Source organism: Streptomyces sp. NPDC097129 (assembly GCF_055668065.1).
Window position 1 is genome coordinate 89,801 of sequence record NZ_JBVOQE010000007.1, and the last position, 17,815, is coordinate 107,615.

At 73.8% G+C, this 17,815-nt stretch carries 17 protein-coding genes; 6 read left to right on the forward strand and 11 right to left on the reverse strand.

Features of this window, described 5'->3' with window-relative positions; translation table 11 throughout:
• Positions 1 to 319 precede the first annotated feature (319 nt).
• Positions 320 to 2,890: a hypothetical protein gene (locus tag AC0B9F_RS20970; RefSeq protein WP_472004756.1), complete on the reverse strand. Its 2,571-nt coding sequence runs from the start codon at positions 2,888 to 2,890 to the stop codon at positions 320 to 322.
• A gap of 44 nt (positions 2,891 to 2,934) precedes the next feature.
• Here AC0B9F_RS20970 and AC0B9F_RS20975 point away from each other — a divergent pair, with 44 nt between their 5' ends.
• Entirely contained in the window at positions 2,935 to 3,489 is a 555-nt protein-coding gene (locus AC0B9F_RS20975) for an FmdB family zinc ribbon protein (protein WP_472004758.1), read from the forward strand.
• Here the strand turns inward: AC0B9F_RS20975 and AC0B9F_RS20980 are convergent.
• The 10 genes from AC0B9F_RS20980 to AC0B9F_RS21025 all read right to left on the reverse strand — a co-directional run bounded on the left by AC0B9F_RS20980 (position 3,470) and on the right by AC0B9F_RS21025 (position 12,652).
• Positions 3,470 to 4,009: an NUDIX hydrolase gene (locus AC0B9F_RS20980; protein ID WP_472004759.1), complete on the reverse strand. Its 540-nt coding sequence runs from the start codon at positions 4,007 to 4,009 to the stop codon at positions 3,470 to 3,472. The two genes, AC0B9F_RS20975 and AC0B9F_RS20980, sit on opposite strands and share 20 nt — an antisense overlap.
• A 156-nt stretch (positions 4,010 to 4,165) precedes the next feature.
• Positions 4,166 to 4,552, reverse strand: a complete 387-nt coding sequence (locus AC0B9F_RS20985) for a DUF4913 domain-containing protein (RefSeq protein WP_472004761.1) — start codon at positions 4,550 to 4,552, stop codon at positions 4,166 to 4,168.
• Positions 4,549 to 6,309, reverse strand: coding sequence for a type IV secretory system conjugative DNA transfer family protein (locus AC0B9F_RS20990; protein WP_472004763.1), 1,761 nt, complete (start codon positions 6,307 to 6,309; stop codon positions 4,549 to 4,551). The genes AC0B9F_RS20985 and AC0B9F_RS20990 overlap by 4 nt, the downstream gene beginning before the upstream one ends.
• On the reverse strand, positions 6,306 to 7,802 hold the full coding sequence (locus AC0B9F_RS20995) for an ATP/GTP-binding protein (protein ID WP_472004765.1): 1,497 nt from the start codon (positions 7,800 to 7,802) through the stop codon (positions 6,306 to 6,308). Before AC0B9F_RS20995 ends, AC0B9F_RS20990 begins: the two co-directional genes overlap by 4 nt.
• The gene (locus AC0B9F_RS21000; RefSeq protein ID WP_472004767.1) at positions 7,799 to 9,292 is read right to left on the reverse strand and encodes an SCO6880 family protein; all 1,494 of its coding nucleotides are present in this window, start codon (positions 9,290 to 9,292) and stop codon (positions 7,799 to 7,801) included. The genes AC0B9F_RS20995 and AC0B9F_RS21000 overlap by 4 nt, the downstream gene beginning before the upstream one ends.
• A 117-nt stretch (positions 9,293 to 9,409) precedes the next feature.
• Positions 9,410 to 10,591: a hypothetical protein gene (locus tag AC0B9F_RS21005; protein WP_472004769.1), complete on the reverse strand. Its 1,182-nt coding sequence runs from the start codon at positions 10,589 to 10,591 to the stop codon at positions 9,410 to 9,412.
• A 1-nt stretch (position 10,592) separates the two neighbouring features.
• Positions 10,593 to 11,381 carry a DUF8175 domain-containg protein gene (locus AC0B9F_RS21010; RefSeq protein WP_472004771.1) on the reverse strand — a complete coding sequence of 263 codons (789 nt, stop codon included), beginning with the start codon at positions 11,379 to 11,381 and terminating at the stop codon, positions 10,593 to 10,595.
• 45 nt (positions 11,382 to 11,426) lie between these two features.
• Positions 11,427 to 11,726: a hypothetical protein gene (locus AC0B9F_RS21015; protein ID WP_472004773.1), complete on the reverse strand. Its 300-nt coding sequence runs from the start codon at positions 11,724 to 11,726 to the stop codon at positions 11,427 to 11,429.
• Between the two features lie 192 nt (positions 11,727 to 11,918).
• Entirely contained in the window at positions 11,919 to 12,200 is a 282-nt protein-coding gene (locus AC0B9F_RS21020; RefSeq protein WP_472004775.1) for a hypothetical protein, read from the reverse strand.
• Positions 12,197 to 12,652 (reverse strand): DUF6668 family protein, encoded by a 456-nt coding sequence (locus AC0B9F_RS21025; RefSeq protein WP_472004776.1) that lies wholly within the window; start codon positions 12,650 to 12,652, stop codon positions 12,197 to 12,199. Before AC0B9F_RS21025 ends, AC0B9F_RS21020 begins: the two co-directional genes overlap by 4 nt.
• Positions 12,653 to 12,934: 282 nt before the next feature.
• Here AC0B9F_RS21025 and AC0B9F_RS21030 point away from each other — a divergent pair, with 282 nt between their 5' ends.
• The 5 genes from AC0B9F_RS21030 (at position 12,935) to AC0B9F_RS21050 (ending at position 17,813) form a co-directional block, all read left to right on the forward strand.
• Positions 12,935 to 13,969, forward strand: a complete 1,035-nt coding sequence (locus AC0B9F_RS21030; RefSeq protein WP_472004779.1) for a peptidoglycan DD-metalloendopeptidase family protein — start codon at positions 12,935 to 12,937, stop codon at positions 13,967 to 13,969.
• A gap of 23 nt (positions 13,970 to 13,992) precedes the next feature.
• Positions 13,993 to 14,694, forward strand: a complete 702-nt coding sequence (locus tag AC0B9F_RS21035; RefSeq protein WP_472004781.1) for a hypothetical protein — start codon at positions 13,993 to 13,995, stop codon at positions 14,692 to 14,694.
• Between the two features lie 8 nt (positions 14,695 to 14,702).
• Positions 14,703 to 15,908, forward strand: coding sequence for a tetratricopeptide repeat protein (locus AC0B9F_RS21040; protein ID WP_472004784.1), 1,206 nt, complete (start codon positions 14,703 to 14,705; stop codon positions 15,906 to 15,908).
• Positions 15,892 to 16,566, forward strand: coding sequence for a hypothetical protein (locus AC0B9F_RS21045; RefSeq protein ID WP_472004786.1), 675 nt, complete (start codon positions 15,892 to 15,894; stop codon positions 16,564 to 16,566). Before AC0B9F_RS21040 ends, AC0B9F_RS21045 begins: the two co-directional genes overlap by 17 nt.
• 263 nt (positions 16,567 to 16,829) lie before the next feature.
• A complete protein-coding gene (locus tag AC0B9F_RS21050; protein WP_472004789.1) occupies positions 16,830 to 17,813 on the forward strand; it encodes a tetratricopeptide repeat protein in 984 nt (327 codons plus the stop codon).
• The last annotated feature ends 2 nt before the right edge of the window (positions 17,814 to 17,815 follow it).

Sequence of the window (17,815 nt, forward strand, 5' to 3'; positions counted from 1 at the left end):
TCCTGGTGTCGGCGCGGATCTCTATGCACGTACATAGAACACGGCGGGCCGACCGGATCTTCCCGGCCACCCGGCCCGAGACGGGCACCATGCCGGAGACGGCCAGCCCGCGCGAGACGGCTACCCCGCCGGAGATGCCGCCCCGCCGGAGACGGCTGCCCCGCGCGAGACGGCCGGCCCGCGCGAGACGGTCACCATGCCGGAGACGGCCCCCCCGACCGAACGGCCCCCCGACCGAACGGCCCCCCGCCCAAGACACCCCGCCCGCCGCACGGGCGGCCGTCAGACTGTCGCCCCGTCGCGCCGCGCGCGCGGCGGTTCATCGGCCGGGGCCGCCTCCGCCGGGTCCCTGCTGCGGCGGCTTCGGGACGCGGGGTTGCTGTGCGGGCGCGGTGCCCGGCGCGGGGCGGTTCGTGGTCGGTGTGGTGGGCGACCTGCGACCGGACTGCAGGCGTGCGGCGGCGGCGAGCGGGTTGCCGCCCGCGCCCTGGGCGGTGGCTCCCGCCGTTCCCGTGGTCCGTCCCGCGGCCGCTTCCTCGGCCCGGTGCCTGGCCAGGTGGGAGCCCTGCAGTGCCGTGGCCATGAAGCCCGCGGCGACGTTTCCGCTCTCCGGCGGCGCGGTCTTGCGGTCGATGACGCTCAGCCTGGCCATGTCCTCGCGGCTGAAGATGTTGCCGGGCAGCATCCGGGAGGCGGCACCGGTCACATCGACGGTGTGTTTCCGGTCGTCGGCCTCGAACTGGAGCCGGTAGCCCAGGTACTGCTCGTTCTTGTCGAAGAGGAGTTCGCCCTTGACCTGTCCGCCCTGCTGCCGGGCCCAGCGGTCCAGGGTCTCCGCGGCCTGCGGCAGCCGGGCCACCCGCCCCAGACAGGCGACGTAGGCGTCGCCCTCGACGTGCAGCGCCTTGAGCCGCACACCGCCCTCGGGCGTCCGGACCGTCTCGACGGCTCCGAGCCGCTGGTTGGCCACGGTGACCAGACGGCCGTTGCCCCCGAGTTCGGCGTCGTACGTGCGACGCATGTTCAGGTACTGGGAGTCGTTGTGGAGGACCCAGGGTGCGGCGGTTCCCACCATGGTCACCCGGGCGTTCGGGTTGCCCTCCAGGATGATCTCCGCGTTGGCGATGGCTCCGCCGCCGATCCCCGCGATCACCCAGTCGTCGGCGACCGTGGGGTCGTAGTCGCCGTCGCCCACCTCGTCGCCGAGGAGCACCCGGCCCGGAGCGGCGGCAGTGGCCTCCTCCCACTTGGCGGTCGCTTCGAGCGTGGTCCGGGCGCCGGCGACCTGCTGGTCCGCCGCGTCCTGAAGGGAAGCGGCCACGCGCGGGTCGGCGAGCACCTCCAGCGCGGCGGCCGCGTGACCCGTCCCGGGCGGCAGCGCGGCCAGCCGGTCGCGGGCCTCCAGCGCCTCGGGAGTGCCCAGGGAGGTGAGGTGGCCGTCCAGGACCTGGGTGGCCTCCCGTACCGTCGGGATCTGCCGGTCGACACCCGGGACCACCTCCGGCGGCACCCCGGTGGCCACCAGCGGCGTGCCCACCACCTCGACCTTCACCGGCGGCGACCCGTCCGAGGGCGTGATGTCCGCGATCAGACGGCCCCGGTCGTCCAGGGACAACCCGGCGTGCCCGTCGACGACGGGTCCGCGCACCGCCGCGGTGTCCTCCCACAGTTGCAGGGCGGCCAGCGAGACCCGCTCCTTCGGGTCGGTGAACCGGTAGGGGTCCCAGCCGACTTCCCTGAGGTGCCGCACCTGGTCCGCGGACTGCACGATGCCCTTGATGGGGTCGACATGCCACCGGCCGCGCGAGTCGACGAGCAGCGCGTCCGGGTCGCGTCCGGCGAGTGAGGCCCCGCCACCGATCATGATCGGGCGCTTCGGATACTCGCCCTCGGGCAGCGCGGCCGCCTCCGCGCGCAGCTGGTCCAGCGTCCGGCCGGACGCCGCGGTGCGCTGCTGCGCCGCCGCGTCTCGGGCGGTGGCGAGTTCCTCCCGTGTCAGGGGCACGCCGTCGGGGCGCAGGCCCGGCAGCGGGAAGGAAGGGGACGTGCCCAGCGGGGGCTGCGCGGTTCCCGCCTGGGCCAGGCGTGCGCGGTGCTCCAGGAGGACTCGGGCGTCGGCCGGGGCGAGCTGCTCCACGGGCCGTCCGAGTTCGCGGACGGAGCGGGCCGCCTCGGTGGTCAGGTGCGGACGGACGGTGTCGTACCGGAGCCTGGCCGCGTACTGCTCGGCCGTACGGGCGGCCGTGTCCTCGGCGGGCGAGCCGGCGCGCAGGCCCGTGTGGTCGATCAGCTGGGACAGCTCCGCGCGGGCTTCGGTGCGCTGGCCGGGAGCCAGGGCGCTGTCGTTCATGCGGGCCGCGAGGTAGTTCAGTTCGCCGATCCGGCCCAGGTCCTCGTCGGAGAGTTCGGGACGCGCCGGTACCGCGGCGCCACGGGTGAGCAGGTCCTGTGCGGCCGGCGCTTCGGCGCGGGCCGCGCGCTCGCGTACGGAGAGCAGCTCGTTGAGCTCATGGCTCAGGGCCCGGCCGATCTGCTCGGGTGCGATGCGGTCGGAGAGCTGGACGACATGGTTGTCGGAGGCGGTGTTGACGAAGCTGCGGGCCACGGTCCGCTCCGGCAGGGACGCGGTCTCCAGGCGGATGGTCAACGCCTGTCCGCGCTCGTCGCGCAGCGCGAAGAAGCGCCGGCCGTCTTCCTCGGACATCGTGTGCGAGCGCAGCCGGTCGGCGTACAGCGCCTGGATCACCACGGGCAGCGTGGCCTCGGCTTCGGCCAGAACGCGTTGCTCGGGGGACCGGGTGCCGCTGTCCGCCCGGAAGCCCGTGCCCAGCACGTCCGTGGCCGTGATGACCACCTCTTCGGAGCGTGCGCGGTCGTCTTCCCCGTTCACGACGTCTCCCCCCTCTGGCGTCTCGAGTCCCTTAGGATCATGACATGTTGATCGCTCGGTCGATGCAGGAAGCGCACCTCTACATGGACCTCCACGCCTGCGTCTGCGGCGCGGAGGAATTCGAGCGGGAACACCGCCTGGAGGACCGGGACGGCACCCTGGTCGCCGTGTACGAGGGCACGTGTCCCCGGTGCGGCCGCGCGCGCTCGTTCGAGTTCCGGATGTCCGACGAGCTGCCTCCGGCGCCGCCGGCGTTCGGCGGTTCCGAGCCCTCCCGGATCATCGATCCCGGCGAGTTCATGTGGGCCGGGGACCGGGCGTCGACCGAGTCCGGGCTCCGCCTGCTGAACACGCCCCTCGCCGAGCACCGGACGATCCGTCCGCAGACGGCGTACGCGATCGCGGCCTTCGAGGAGGTCGCCAAGTTCCTTCCCGAGGGCGCGGACCGGATCCCGAAGGAGCGCTTCACCTCGCAGCGTGGACGTGAGCTGTACGCCAAGGACCCGGACCGCTTCACCCGCGAGGAGATCGTTGCCGCGCTCGAGCTGAAGAAGTCCATCCTCGACGACATCGACCGCTTCAGCCCGCCGCAGGGCTGAGGTCCAGCAGCAGTGCCATGACGCCGACGAGCGTGGCGCTGCTGACGATCTCCCGGCGGGTGATCATCCCGGGGATCCGGGCGAGCGGGATCCACTCCAGGCGGTCGGACTCGTTGCGCTCCGAGGGGGCGCCGATCCGGCGGGGGTCGTCCGCGCGGAAGAGGAAGTGGCGGGCGTCGGTGATGCCGGCCGCGGGCTCGGCGTACACCAGTTCCCGCAGCGCACCGGGCCGCCAGCCGGTCTCCTCCTCCAGCTCCCGCGCGGCGGCCTGCGCGGGTTCCTCACCGTCCTCGACCAGTCCCATGGGCAGCTCCCATGCCCAGCTGTCGGTGACGAAGCGGTGCCGCCACATCATCAGCACGCGTCCCTGGGTGTCGACGGGGGCCGTGATCGCCACGTCGCGCAGCCGGACCGCGTGGTAGTCGACCCGCGTGCCGTCGGGCTGTTCGACGTCCAGGGACCGCAGGCGCACCCAGGGGGTGTCGTACAGCGAGCGTTCCCCGTGGACCGTCCATCGCATCGCAGACTCCTTCATCGCAGGTCACAGGCGTACACAGTTACGTCAGTGTCGTACGCCTCCGCGGTCACCGCCTCCACGGTTTCCGTCAGCGTCGTAGGCCTCCGCAGTGACCGCCTCCACGGTTTCCGTCGGCGTCGTACGCCTCCACGGCTACCGTCAGCCGTCGTACGCCTCCACCACCGGTGACGCCTTCGGCCGGTGGGTGCCCTCCTTGCAGCCCGCGAAGGGGCCTGTGGGGGAGCGGAGTTCGCTCATCACCGGGCCCAGGTGGTCCCGGTGCCAGACCGCGGGTCCCGAGGCGCCCGCCGCCGGGTCGGTGTACTCCTGCCACGCGAGCCACAGGGCGTGCAGCCGCGCGACCGCCTCGAGGTGCTCCCACCAGCGCGGGCACCAGGGCTGCTGGGAGGTGACCTCACGGCCGTACACGGGCAGGAGCAGGTCGGAGACCCACAGGGCCAGGTTGCGCATCTCCTCGGCGTGGTCGGCGCCGTCGAGGTACAGGATGAACGGCGGAGCGAGGGGCTGCTCCTCGGGTGTGGTCATCGGACGGCTTTCTCTGCGGCGCGGGCGGTGATGGCCTTCACTTCGGCCTGGGCGGCTGCCTGGATGCGGTCGGCGCCGGGCTCGGCGTACCAGGGGCGCAGCCGGATCAGGGCCGGTTTGACGCCGGTGGCCAGGAGGAGGGCGGTGCCCTTGGGCAGGGCGCGGATGCGGTCGACGGGCAGGATGCGCTCCAGGCGGTAGGAGGTGGAGCGGGAGCGGCCGTCCTTGCTCCTGGAGTAGCTGACCGTCGACACGTCGTGCTCGCCCACCAGCCGGGAGACCTTCTCGACGAAGTCCGCGTCGTCGAGGCCGGCGCCCAGCAGCTTGATGGTGGCCGCGCCCCACAGCGCGTCCATCCCGGCCTCGCCCCAGACCCGTACGCCCTGCCGGTAGCTCTGCAGCAGCGTCACGATGTTGATGCCGCGCGAGCCTAGGTGGGAGTACAGGTCGGGCAGGTCGGAGATGCGGCACACGTTGGCGGCCTCGTCCAGCACCGCCGTCATCGGGGGATCGAGGCGGCCGCCCATCCGCTCGGCGGCGACCACGCCCGCGCGCAGCACCGAGTCCGCGGCGGCCGCGATGACGCCCGCGGCCGAGCCGCCGCCGTCCTTGGAGAGCAGGTACAGCGTGTCGTTCGACAGGACGTGCCGCTCCGGCAGGAACTGCGGCGTCCGCGTATCCGGCGTCACCCAGGCGGAGATGGCCGGGTCCAGCAGGCAGGCCACGCACTGGCGGGCCGTCTCGTAGATGCCGTCCCGGGTCTCGACGGCGCCCTGGATCGTCCCCTGCAACTGGTCGGCGAGGGCCGGCATGGCCGCGTCGCGCAGCAGGTCGATGGGGGTGCGGTCGGCGGGGTCGGCGAGCCAGGCCAGCACCTCGTCGATGCGGCGCCCGCCCCGGTTGGCGGCGTGGAAGAGTGCCGTGAGCGTGTTCTGCGCCGCCGAGATCCAGAAGTCCCGTTTGGAGGCGTCGTCGTTGACGGCGCCGACGAAGTGCCCTGCGAGGCGCCGGGCGCCCTCGATGGTGGCGGCGTCGGCGAGCATGTCCCACCAGGTGGCCCGCGGCGTGTGCGCGATGCCCTGCGGGTCGAACACCCAGACCTGCCCGGCCTGTTCGCGCTGGGCGCGGGTGACGCTGTAGACGTCGGCCTTGTTGGAGGTCAGCAGCACGCTGCCCTGGGCGCGCAGGACGCGCGGTACGGCGATGCCGGTGGACTTGCCCGCGCGCGGAGCCATCAGGTCCAGCTCGACGTCCTCGTAACTGGAGCGCAGCTCGGGGCCGTGGGGCTCCAGGTTGCCCAGCAGGTTGCCCGTCTCGTCGGGGTGCAGGCGGGCCGCCTTGGACAGGGACGGACGCAGGGCCCGGGCGCGGGCCGCCGCCCCCTTGGGGAGCAGCCCGGCCAGTTCCTTGCGGCCGGCCAGGCCGGTGGGGCGGGACACCCGGCGGCGGACCAGCACGACGAGCGTGATCACGAGGGCGACGAACAGGCCGAAGACCGTGGCGATGCCGGCCGTCACGGCGCCGTTCGAGGCGTTCGGCCACACCGCCTGCGGGCCGTCCTTGACCAGCGTCGACAGCGTCCCCGCGGAGAAGGGCGGCGGGTTCCAGCCCGCGCCGGACACCGCCGCGCCCAGCGTGCCGCCCAGCCAGGCGCCGGTGAAGGCGCCGCCGACGAGGACGGCCGTGCCCGGGATGAGCCAGGGCAGCAGGTCGTCACCGGAGGAGTGGCCCTTGCGGGCGGGGCGCGAGGTGCTCATCTCGTCGCCTCCGTCGGCTGGGAGAGGTTCAGGCTGTTGCCGGTCCAGCGGGTGTTGGTGTTGTGCAGGTTGCGCTCGGTGTCCGTGATCGACACCTTGATAGGGATGCCGGGCCGGCCACCCACCTTGATCAGGAAGCGGCCGCGGCCGGGCGGCTCCTCGTGGCCGCCGGCGCTGGCCCAGCCGGGCGGCGACGACCAGGAGGAGACCAGCTCGATCTCCCGCTCCGACATGCCGACGATCTCGCCCAGCTCACGCATCTCGCTGCGGGGAAGTCCCGCGCACACGACCATGCCGGCGCGTTCGACGAAACCGCGCGCCTTGGCCCGGTCGGCCTCGCTGCCCAGCGCCTCGGCGTCCTTGAGGGTGTGCGTGATCTTGGCGTCGCCGAGGCCGAGGGAGCGGTTGAGCCGGGTCAGGGCGTCGATCCGCTCGACGATGCCGGAGGCGGCGCGCAGCGGCCGCCACAGCTCGTCCAGGACGGTGAAGAACCAGCGCTGCGGGGCCAGTCCGGCGTCCGCGAGGGCGTGTGCGGCGGCGACCGTGCCGAGCCCGTCGGACCAGGCGGCGAGCATGGCCGCCGCGGTCAGCTGGGTGTCGGCCTCGCCGATGCGCGAGATGTCCACGCAGACCGCGGGGGAGGCCGGATCGATCCTGGTCGACGTCTCGGAGGCGAACGTGTCGCCCAGGGGCCCGTCCAGCACGCCGAGCAGGGAGCGGTGCAGCGGGTCGACGGCCTCCTGGTAGCGGGTGACGTCACCGCGGTCCAGGGTCACCGCACGCACCCGGTCGGGCCCCTCGTCCAGCACGCGCAGCAGGTCGGGCAGGAGCGGTGCGCGGCCCGGCTCGGTCCGCTCGGCCAGATGGTGCAGGCAGGCGGAGAGCACCGACTGCTCGTGGTCGTCCATCGGCCGGCCGCGCACGATCGTGATCAGCGCGGCGACCATGTTGAGCACCCGGCCGTGGGCCTCCGCGGCCAGCACCCGCCCGGCCTCCCCGCCGATCCGCACCGCGGCCTGGCCCATCGCCCCGGGGTCGAGGACGTTGATGCCGCCGACGCCGCGCCCGATGGAGATGACCTGGCCGCCCAGGGCCCGCACGGTGTCCGCGTAGTCGGGCTTCAGGTCACCGAGCACCAGCGGGGTGACGCCGGTCGCCGCGAGCCCGATCAGGATCCGGTTGACCAGCGTCGACTTGCCCAGTCCGGGCATGCCCAGCATGAACAGCGACGGGTTGGAGATGTACCGGGCCCGGGTGAACCAGGAGATGGGGTCGCCGCACACGGTGGCGCCGGTGTGCAGGTGCTGTCCGAGGGGAACGCCCGTCATGGGCGCGCCCGAGCCGGCCGCGAACGGCCACAGACCGCACGCCTGCACGGTGGTCGCCCGCCACATCGTGGGCGGGTCGAGGTGACCGACCTGGCCGCCGCCCGGCCCGTACCACCCCCTGGGCGGGGCGACGGACGGACGCTGCGGGCGCTGCTTGCCGCTCACAGGGCCTCCCTGAGCTGGTACGGGACGAGGGTGTGCTCCCACGGCAGGATGCCGACGGGCAGGGTGCAGGAGAACGCGGACGCCTGCATGCGGTCGGCCGGCCGCATCAGGATGCGTGAGGAGGCCTGGAGGTTGCGCACGGTGATCGCCGCGTCCTGCAGTTCCTCCTCGTTGTCGACGGTGACCGTCACCATCAGCGAGAACTCGACCAGGCCGGCACCGGCCGCCTCCTCGGCCGCCGTCTGTTCGGCCGCCCGGATCTCGGAGCTGGCGCGGGCCTGCACCAGTCCGCCGCGCGAGGACGCCATGAAGTGGGCGGAGCGGCGGTCGGCCTCCACGATGCGGGCGGACGTCGCCGGGTCGATGGGCCGGTAGATCAGCGAGACCCGCTTGCGGCGCGTGCCGGGGGCGGGCTCCAGCAGGCCGCGCAGCACGTTGGAGCGGACGGTGCCGCGCGGGGCGAGCGTCAGCAGCCAGGTGCGGGAGACGCCCGAGTCGTGCGTGTACGTGCCGACGGTCTCGACGGCGGCGGCCGGTCCGCAGTCGTCCCACGCCACGCCGGTGGTGGTGTGCTCGGCGCGCACGCTCAGCACGGCGGGCGCCACGGCCGGGTCGTAGGCCACCCGTACGACCTCGGCGATGCGCTCGGCGGAGAGCGGGTACGCCGACCCGCCTCCCGCGGCGACCAGCCCGCTCAGCAGTCCCGGCAGCCGCATCGACAGGTCGGTGACGACGTCGTCGACGTCCCGCTTGGGGCCGCCGGCCGGGCCGTAGGTGAGGGCGATGTACGTGTGCATCTCCGAGGAGGCGGTCGGGTAGCGCTCGACGACCTCCTCCATCACGGCGCGGGCCGCGGCCGGGGCGTCGGGGGAGATCCGGGGCAGCACCTCGGCGGCGAGCCGGGTGCCGGTGTCGGGGGCGGTCTCGACGACGACCTGGGCGCCGCGCAGGCCGGGCTCGTGGGCGAGCCGGGACAGCCAGTCGCCCCAGGACGCCACCCAGATGTCCACCTGCTGCGGGTCGACGAGCGAGCCGCCGTCGGGTTCGCAGGCGAGGACCAGCGTGTAGAGGTTGCGTCCCGGGTGGTGGAGCACGCCGAAGGGGCGGTCGTAGGCGTCCCGGCCCTCGTACATCTTGACGCGGGCGAGCAGCCCGGGCGGCTGGAAGCGGCCGCCGGGGCGGCGCGAGAGAGGCCCGGAGACGTAGGTGGTGGAGCCGTTCGCCTTCCGCCGGATCCAGCCGATGCGCAGGGCGAGGAGCTGGTAGACGTTGCGGCCGTCCGACGTGCGCAGCGCCAGCGGGGCGAGGAAGAGGGCCGTGGGGACGAGCACGACGACGGCCGCCGCCAGGGAGACCAGCGAAGCCAGCAGTGCCACGAGGAGACCGCCGAAGGCGACGACGGTTCCGAGCAGCCCCAGAGGGCCGAGGCCGGGGCGGCGGGGGCGCCGCCAGTTCCCGTAGGTGGGACGCGTCATGGCGTCGGTGGACATGGAGTTTCCTTCTTCCCGTCTTCGGGCTTCGGCGGTGGGGGCGGGAGGGCGGGGCCGCCGTGGCCGGGTGCCGGGCAGGGCACCCGGCCACCGGCGGCGGCCAAGGATGCGGGTGGCCTACTGGTTGTGGCCCTTCATCCCGTCGTTGTCGTCCAGGGAGTTGGCCACCTCGCTGGCCGCGGCGACCGTGGTCTGCGCGACGACCGCGGCGGCCTGTACGGCGACGGCGGCTCCGCCGGTGGCGGCGCCGGCGGCCGCGCCGCCCGCCGCGCCCGCGGAACCGGAGCTGCCCGCGCCGCCGGCGCCCGCCGTGGGGGCCGGGGCGGCGGCCGGAGCGGCGCCGCCCTCGGACGGAGAGCCCTTCGGGCCCGGCGCGCCGGCTCCGCCCCCGCCTCCGCCGCCTCCGCCGCCGACCCCGCCGGAGGCGATGCTGACGGCGCCGCTGGCGAGGTTGTTGACGGCGTTGAGCATGACCGTGCCGCCGGAGGTGCTGCCGAGGGCGGCGGTGGCCGGCACGATCAGTTTCAGCAGGGCGGGCAGGGCGAAGACGGACAGGATGAGCATGCCCATACCGGCGATGACCTGGTTCAGGTCCTTGGTGTTCTTGGTCATGGCGGTGGCGGAGTAGATGATCAGCGCCGCCGCGGGTTTGTACAGGATCCAGGCCGCCAGCCAGCCGGTGTGCTTCTTCCACCAGCCCTCGCCCCAGCCGGTCATGGAGGACACGGCGGCCAGCGGGAGCGTGCCCACGAGCATGATCAGCACACCGATGCGGATGTACATCAGGCAGATCTGCACGAAGGACGACAGGATGACGAGGAGACCGAAGACGAGGACGAGGCCGGGCGAGCTGAGCTCCATCACGCCCAGGATCTCGTCCGCCTGCCCGCCGAGGTTGGATTTCGCGTAGACGTCCGTGGCGTACGCGTCGGACGCGGCGTTGAGGGCCTGCACCACCGGCACGGCGAGACCGCCGACGAGGAGCACCTTCCACATCCCCAGGAAGGCCTGCTTCATGGGCTGGCCTCTTCGGTCGAGCGCCATCTTGGCCGCGGCGATGAGCAGGCAGGCCACGGCCACATAGCCGACCAGCCAGCTGGTCACGCCGTGGATGTCGGTGGTCGGCTGCGTCGGATCGCCGGGCTTGATGTTCATCCAGACGCCGTTGAGGGACTGCAGCGTCTCCGACGTCGCGTTGCCGATGGCCTTGGCGAAGGCCTTGACGCCTCCCTCGGCGAGCGCCTCACCGCCGCCTTGGACGACGTCCCCGATACAGGTGTAGAGCTTCCAGTCGCACACGTCATGCCTTCCAAGTGACGAAGCCGTCCGTGCCGCTCACCTGGGACATGCCGGAGTACACCGAGCCGTCCGGGTCGGGCACGAGTTTCCAGTCGCCGTCCTGCCAGCGCACGGTCAGCGAACCGGAGCCGTACGCCGTGGCGTTGACGCGCACCAGGATCATCACCGTGGCCTGCTCCTTGGTGTACGACAGGACCGTGAAGCCCGCGTAGCCGCCGGCGTCGGCCTCACCGGAGACCGGCTTGTCCGGCTCCTTGGAGCGGCTGGCGATCAGCGCGTCCCGCCCCGGACCCGGGACGACCTGCCGCTCCATGACCTCCTGCCAGCCCGGGTAGTTGAAGTGGTCGGTGATGGCCTGCGCGGCGAGCACCGACCCCATCGGCGTGTGTGCGTAGCAGGACCAGACCGGTCCGTCGTACGTGAGCGGTCCCGCCGTCCTCGACACGGGTACGAGCCCGGTGCCGTCGGCCTTCCACGAGAAGTCCTTCGGCGGCGCCGTCGGCTTGGCCTGGTCGCTGTCGTCGGTCCGGCAGCCGGCGGGCCGGTCGTCCTCGCCGCGGCCCCCGCCGCCCGTGCCCTGCCCGCCGCCCTCGCCCTGCCCGCTGCCCGGGCTGGAAGGCGCCGGGCCGGACGCGTGCGGCGCCCCGTCGTCGCCGCGGGTCATCAGCGTGAAGCCGCCGAGGACGACGAGGACCAGCAGGAACCCGGCCGACAGAATCCAGCCCCGCTGTTGCCAGAACGGCTGCTCCCACTCTCCGCTGCCCCCGCGGGGCCGGCCGGAGTTCATCATGGGTGTGACTTCCCTTCCGTTGAGTCCGTCGGGCGGCCGGGCGGATCAGCCGAAGACGAAGGTGACGACGGGGCCTGCGGTGGCCACCAGGACGCAGCCGCCGAGGACCATGCCGAGCCGGCCCATGTGCTCCGAACCCTCGCCGCGGCGCATCGAGATCGCCATCATCGCGCCGGTGATCAGGACGCCGGCGACGCCCGCCGCGGTGCCCACCCACGCGAGCAGGCCGAGGACGGTGTTCACCTTGGTGGTGAGCTCGCCCGGGGCGTTGCGGGTGGGCTCGGGAACACCGGCGCCCGCGAGCACGTAGGCGTGGGCGGTCTTGGCGGCAAGCGCGTGAATCATGAGTTCTCCCCGATTGGTCCGGCCGGCTGGCCGGGGTCGTGCGTGCGTGTCGGAAAAGGTGTGTGTCGTACGGGCTTCGAGATCCTGACGCGCCGAGCGGGCTCCGGGAACCGTGCGTAGGGATCCTCCATCACTCGGTGACGTGTTCGTGACAGAGGAAGGGGTCGCCGCGACGCAAGTGCCCTGCCGTGGTCAGGAGTTGGTGTTCCAGAAGTCCAGGCCGACGAACTGGACGATGGGTCCCGCGCAGGCCGCGACGACGCACGCCCCGAGCACGATGAGGTACTCCTTGAGGTGCTCCTCGGCGTCGCCGGTCTTCAGCGCCACGGCCATCCGGGTGCCGACGATCATCATCCCGGCCACCCCGGCGGCGGTGACGAGCCAGGCGATGTAGCCGAGGACCTGGTTCAGGGGGCCCGTGACCGAGCCCGGCGGGTTGTACGCCAGGCCGGCCACCGTCACTGCGGCGTTCATCGGTCGCTCCTCGCCTGTGGGTCTCGAGCCGGCGGTGCGGCGGCCAGCGCGGCCAGTGGGGACGTCTCCCGCGGCGGGGGGACGGTGAGGTCCCCGGTGCGCCAGGCGGGCACCCAGGGCACCCGGTGGACCCGGATCACCGAGCCGATCACCTTGACCCGCTGCTGCAGCGCCCGCGGCAGCCGCACCGGCGCGTCCGCGACCAGGGCGACGGCGAGCAACTCCACCCCGGGCGGTTGCTCGCCGCGCCGGAACAGGTCCAGAGCACGCGACACGGCCTGCAGTCCGGCGGCGTGCGTACGGGCCACCAGCACCACCGCGTCCGGCTCGCCCTGCTCCGGTCGCGGCCAGTGGCGACCGCCGTCGATCCCGCCGAAGACCGCCGACAGCGTGGAGGCGCCGGCGCCCCCATGGGCGGCCACCCATACCAACGGGCGTGCCAGACCGCTCACTTGCACGGAAGCGTCCGGCTGAACCGGTTGGGAGGGTGTGGTGACGGGGCCGCGGATCCAGATCTCCGGGCCGCCCACCGGACTCCCCTGCAGCGTCAACTCGTCCCCCGTTTGCCGCGCTTGACAGCCTTGCAGTCTGATTATCGCTGGTGATGCGGTGTCAGGTAACCGTCCGTGAGGCGTCGGGGCGAGTTTGTGACGAGGTGGTTACGCACGGGAGACCGGGGGCCGGGGACACTCAATGAGGCGCGCAGAAGCACTACTTGAAGCCGAGGGGAGCGGATGGGCAAGAACGGGGGAGGGGCCGCGGGCTGGGTGATCGGCGGTGCGGTCGCCGCGGTCCTGCTGCCGGTGATCATGATGGTCGGGGTCAGCGGCAACGACGATGCCGAGGCCGTCGGAAGAGCGGTGGGCGGAGGCCTCAAGAACGGGACGGTGAAACCCGAGTACGTTCCCTGGATCCTCAAGTCCGGCGCCCAGTGCGACGTCATCAAACCGGCCGTCGTCGCCGCTCAGATCGAGGCCGAGTCCAACTGGAACCCCTACGCGGTGTCCCCCGTGGGCGCCCTCGGGCTGTCCCAGTTCATGCCGGGCACCTGGGTCACCTGGGGCCGGGACGACGACGGCAACGGGCGGGCCTCGCCCTACGACCCGGGGGACGCGATCATGGCGCAGGGCCGCTACGACTGCTCGCTCGCCGAGGACGTCGAGGGGTACAAGAGGCGGGGCCTGGCGTCCGGTGAGACCCTCGACCTGGCCCTGGCCGCGTACAACGCGGGGCCGGGAGCCGTGCTGAAGTACGGCGGCATGCCGGCCTACTCGGAGACGCGGTCCTACGTCGCCAGCATCAAGTCGCTCATACCCAAGTACGAGTCGGTCGACGATCCGCCGGGCCAGGTCCCGCCGGGGCAGAAGCTGGCCATGCCGCTGCGCGGCAACCCGCCGATCACCTCACCGTTCGGCATGCGCATGCACCCGATCCTGCACGTCTACAAGCTGCACACCGGCACCGACTTCGGCGCCGCGGCCGGTACCCCGTTCCTGGCGGCCCGGGACGGCGTGGTGACGTTCGCCGGCTGGTCCAACGGCTACGGCAACCGCGTGGTGATCTCGCACGGCACCATCGACGGCAGGCAGATCTCCACCACGTACAACCACATGTCGGCCATCAACGTCTCCGTCGGACAGCATGTGCAGGTCGGCCAGCAGGTCGGAGCGGTGGGTTCCACCGGTTACTCCACCGGCCCGCACGCCCACTTCGAGGTCATGCAGGACGGGCAGTACGTGGACCCGGCACCCTGGCTGGGGCTCAAGTGACGCAACGGGGAAGGGGAGGCGTGATGAGGACACCCACCGCACAGGCCGGGCGTCGCCGGTGTGTGTCGCTGCTGCTCACGGCGGTCACCGGTCTCACTCTGCTGTCGGGGTGCGGGCTGCCCGACCAGCGTGACGACCCGGCTGGACAGGGCGGTTCGGCGGCGCCACAGCCGGCCTTCACGCCCAAGGCTCCCGTGCCGGCCGGCCGGCCGCTGGGCCCCGACGCCCATGTGCCGACCCCGGGCGTGATCGACGACAACGACGCCACCGCCGTCTCCACGGCATGGGCCGAGGTGACGTACGGTTACGACACCAAGTACGACACGAGCCCCCATGACGCGGTCCTGCGAGCCGCTCGATGGCTCACGGAGCGCCGGATCGCCGCCGAACGCGACTACCGGCCGGCCAGCGGCCCCGGAGCCCAGTGGAACACCTGGGCCCGCCACCACGCCTGGACCACGGTGACCGTCGGCAGCGAACTGGAGGACGACGCGCCGCGCGACAGCGAGACCATCGCCTACCGCTCCCTCGTCGTGTCCGGCACCGCACACGGCCGGGACGGCTGGACCGGCCCGGGCCCGCGGCTCAACACCTACGTCAAGCTGGTCCGTACGGCCGTCGGCGAGCCGTGGCGCGTGGACGACGCGACCGTCGTCGAAGCCGCGACCCCGCCGAGCGCCGGCCCGTCGTCGTCCGGAGCGCCGTCCGCCCCGTCCGCCCAGTGAGGAAACCGATGTCCAGATTCAGTCGCGGTGAGAACAAGCGGCGGAAGAACCGGCCTGGGCAGGAGCAGCCGTCCGGGTTCGACCTGAAACCGATCGACGTGCACGTCTCGGCCGACGGCACCACCACGGTGGGCGGACTGCCGGTCGTCGGTGTGGCCGGGGAGAGCCCCCAGGAGGCGGTGCTGGACTATCTGCACCGTCTGGTGCTCGCCACCGGCCACCCGGTCGCGGCGCGGGTCGACGACGAACGGATCGGGTACACCACGCCCATCCTGGTCGCGGCGGACGGATCGAGCACGTTCGCGGGCGAGCCGGTGCCCCTCGCCGGAAGCCCGGTGACGTATGCGCGGGCGGGCCGGGCGGAGGGTGCCCCGGTGTCCCCGGCGCAGACGCCCGGGCACGCCCCCGGGGCGCCGGGGGCGGACGCCGTCCCGGCGCCCGCACCGCAGGCCGCACCGCAGGCCGCGCCGCAGGCCGCGCCGCTCGCCGCCGTACCGCCGCAGGTGCGGGACCGGACGACGCGATTCCTGCGAGCCGTACCGGATCCGGACGCGGCCCCGGCTACGGCGTCCGAGCGGGCCCCGGCGGACGACGACGCCCCCTCCGTGGAGGCGACCGCCGCCCCCTCCGCCGTGCCGTCCGTCTCCGTGCCGTCCGTCTCCGCGCAGTCCGCGGACCCCGTCCGGCCCCCGGCGTCCGCTCCACCCGCCGGCGCCACCGTGCCCTCCCTCCTCGCCGAACCCGTCCGCCGGATCAACGAGGCGGTGAGCATGGGCCGGATCGAGTCCGCCGCGGCGATGGCGGAGCAGACCATGGGCACCGCCACCGAGGCCCTGGGCGCGGAGCACGCCGAGGTGCTTCAGCTGCGCGAACTCGCGGCCTACATCGCTTACTTGGCCGGGGACGCGCCGCGTTCCTTCGCCCTGTCGATGGAGGTCGCGAGGATCCGCAGACAACGCGGCGACGAGCGGGCGTTCGCCAACGTCCAGGGCGCGGCCGCTGCCTGGCGCGCCCTGCGGGACCCGGCGCAGGGACTGGCCCGCGGCGAGGAACTGATCGCCCTGTGGAGCGAGATGGCCGCCGAGGGCGGTCCCGCCGCGGCCGACCCGACCCAGCTGGAGGCGGCGCGCGCCCGGATGGGACGCCTCGCCGAACGCGCTCGCGCCGCGTCCGGCCACGGAACCACCGGGGGTGCCCATGCCCAGGGAGGGTGAACTCCCCGCCGGGCGGGGGCGGGGGCGAGGGCAGGCGCAGCCGCAGCCGGAGCAGGACCGCCTCCGCGGGAAGGCGGCCGAGCGCCGCTCCCCACGGCGCCCGCGCACGGAGGTGTACGTCAACGAGGTGACCGGGATCGTGAGTTGGCGCAGGGCGCGGCCCGCGCGGCACGCTGCCCCCGGCCGTGGCACGGACGAGCGAGCGGGGCGGCTCGCCGGCGTCGAGGCGTCCGGAGCCCGGGCCGAGGCGGCCGCCCTGCGCTCGGCCGGTCTCGACCCGCGACGCGTGCCCGCCCGGGGTACGGCGCCGATCTCCACGCATCCCGCCACCGTCCGTGCGGTCACGCAGGCACACGTCGACGCGCTTCCGCCGGACCTCCAGCGCGCGCACCTGGCCCGGATCGGCCTGCTCCGCTCCGAGGTCGCGGGTGATGTGAGCCGAGGCGCGCGCATGCCTTCGGCGGTGGCGGCCAGGCTGCGCTCGGTGGTGACGCCGGCCCACGCGCAGGCGCTGTCGTCCGTGCGGGCCGAGACGGTCGGGGCGCAGTCCCGCAGGGCCGCACCGGGCGCGCCGGGCGTGCCGGGCGCGCCGGGCGCGCCGGGCGTGCCGGGCCGGGGTGCCGCGGGCGCCCCGCCGGCCCCCGTTCATCGCAGGTGAGACCTCCGGCCCCGCGTCTGCGACGATGCTGTGACGCCGCGGTGACGCGTGCTCCGGCAAAGGGCGGGACACTCGACGGCAGGGAGGGGCCGGCCGATCCGAACCGGCCCAGCGAGTGAGGGAGCGACATGTCTCGGTTCAGCCGGGGGCGAAGGGATGGGCGCGCGTCCGCGGAGCTCCTGGCCGACGGGTCGGTGGCTGCGCCGATCGAGGTCCGGGTGCCGCCCCCGGGGCCGGGAGGCGGTGGGGCCTTCATCGGCGGCATGCCGGTCGCGGCGGTGGACGGCGAGGAGATCCAGCGCACGGTCCTGGCCCGGCTCCACCACATGGCCCTGGCCGCGGGCCACCCCCTGCGGGTGATGGTCCACGACGAGCGCGTGGGCCGGGTCATTCCCCTCGAGGTGAACCTGGACGGATCGAGCCGCCTGACGGCCGAGGTCCGGGCGCCGCAGCAGCCGTCAGCGACACCCGGTCCCGAGCGGCCGACGCCGATGCCCGAACCCCAGCGGCCGGCGCCGACGGCGGGGCCCGAGCGGGCCGCACCGATGCCGACGCCCGGCGAGCCGGTGCCGACGCCCATGCCGACGCCGACGCCCGTACCCGAGCGGCCGGCGCCGTTGCCCGGGCCCGAGCGGTCTGCGCCGGTGCACGGGGGTCGGCCGGCCTCCCGGACGCAGGCGTCGCAGGTCGCCGACGCGCCGCCCGCCCCGCCCACCGGCTTCGATGCCGTCGCTGAGGCCGTCCTCGCGGACGACACCGACACCGACACCGACACCGGTGGGGCGCCGGGCGGACCGTCGCACTTCGCCGAACCGCTGGCCCGGATCAGCGAAGCGGTGCGCGGCGGGCGGATAGACGAAGCCGCCCACCTGGCCGATCACGCGGCGGCGCAGGCGGAACAACTGGGTCCGGACCATCCCGAGGTGATGTGGCTCGGCGAGCTGTCCGCCTACATCGCCTATCTGTCCGGCGAACCGGCCCGCGCCTGTCACCTCTCCCTGGGCCTGGCCCGCGCGCGCCGCCGCCAGCAGGACCCGGAGGCCGCCTACGGCAATGTGCAGAGCGCGGCGACCGCCTGGCGGGCGGTGCGCGACCCGCGGCAGGGGCTCACCCTGGGCGGCGAGCTGATCGCGCTGTGGGCCGAGCTCGCCGCGGGGGACGGCCCCGCCGCCGACGACGACGAGCTGATCCGGTCGGCCCGCGCCCGCATGGACCGCCTCACCGCACGGGCCGCCGGCAGCGGCTGACG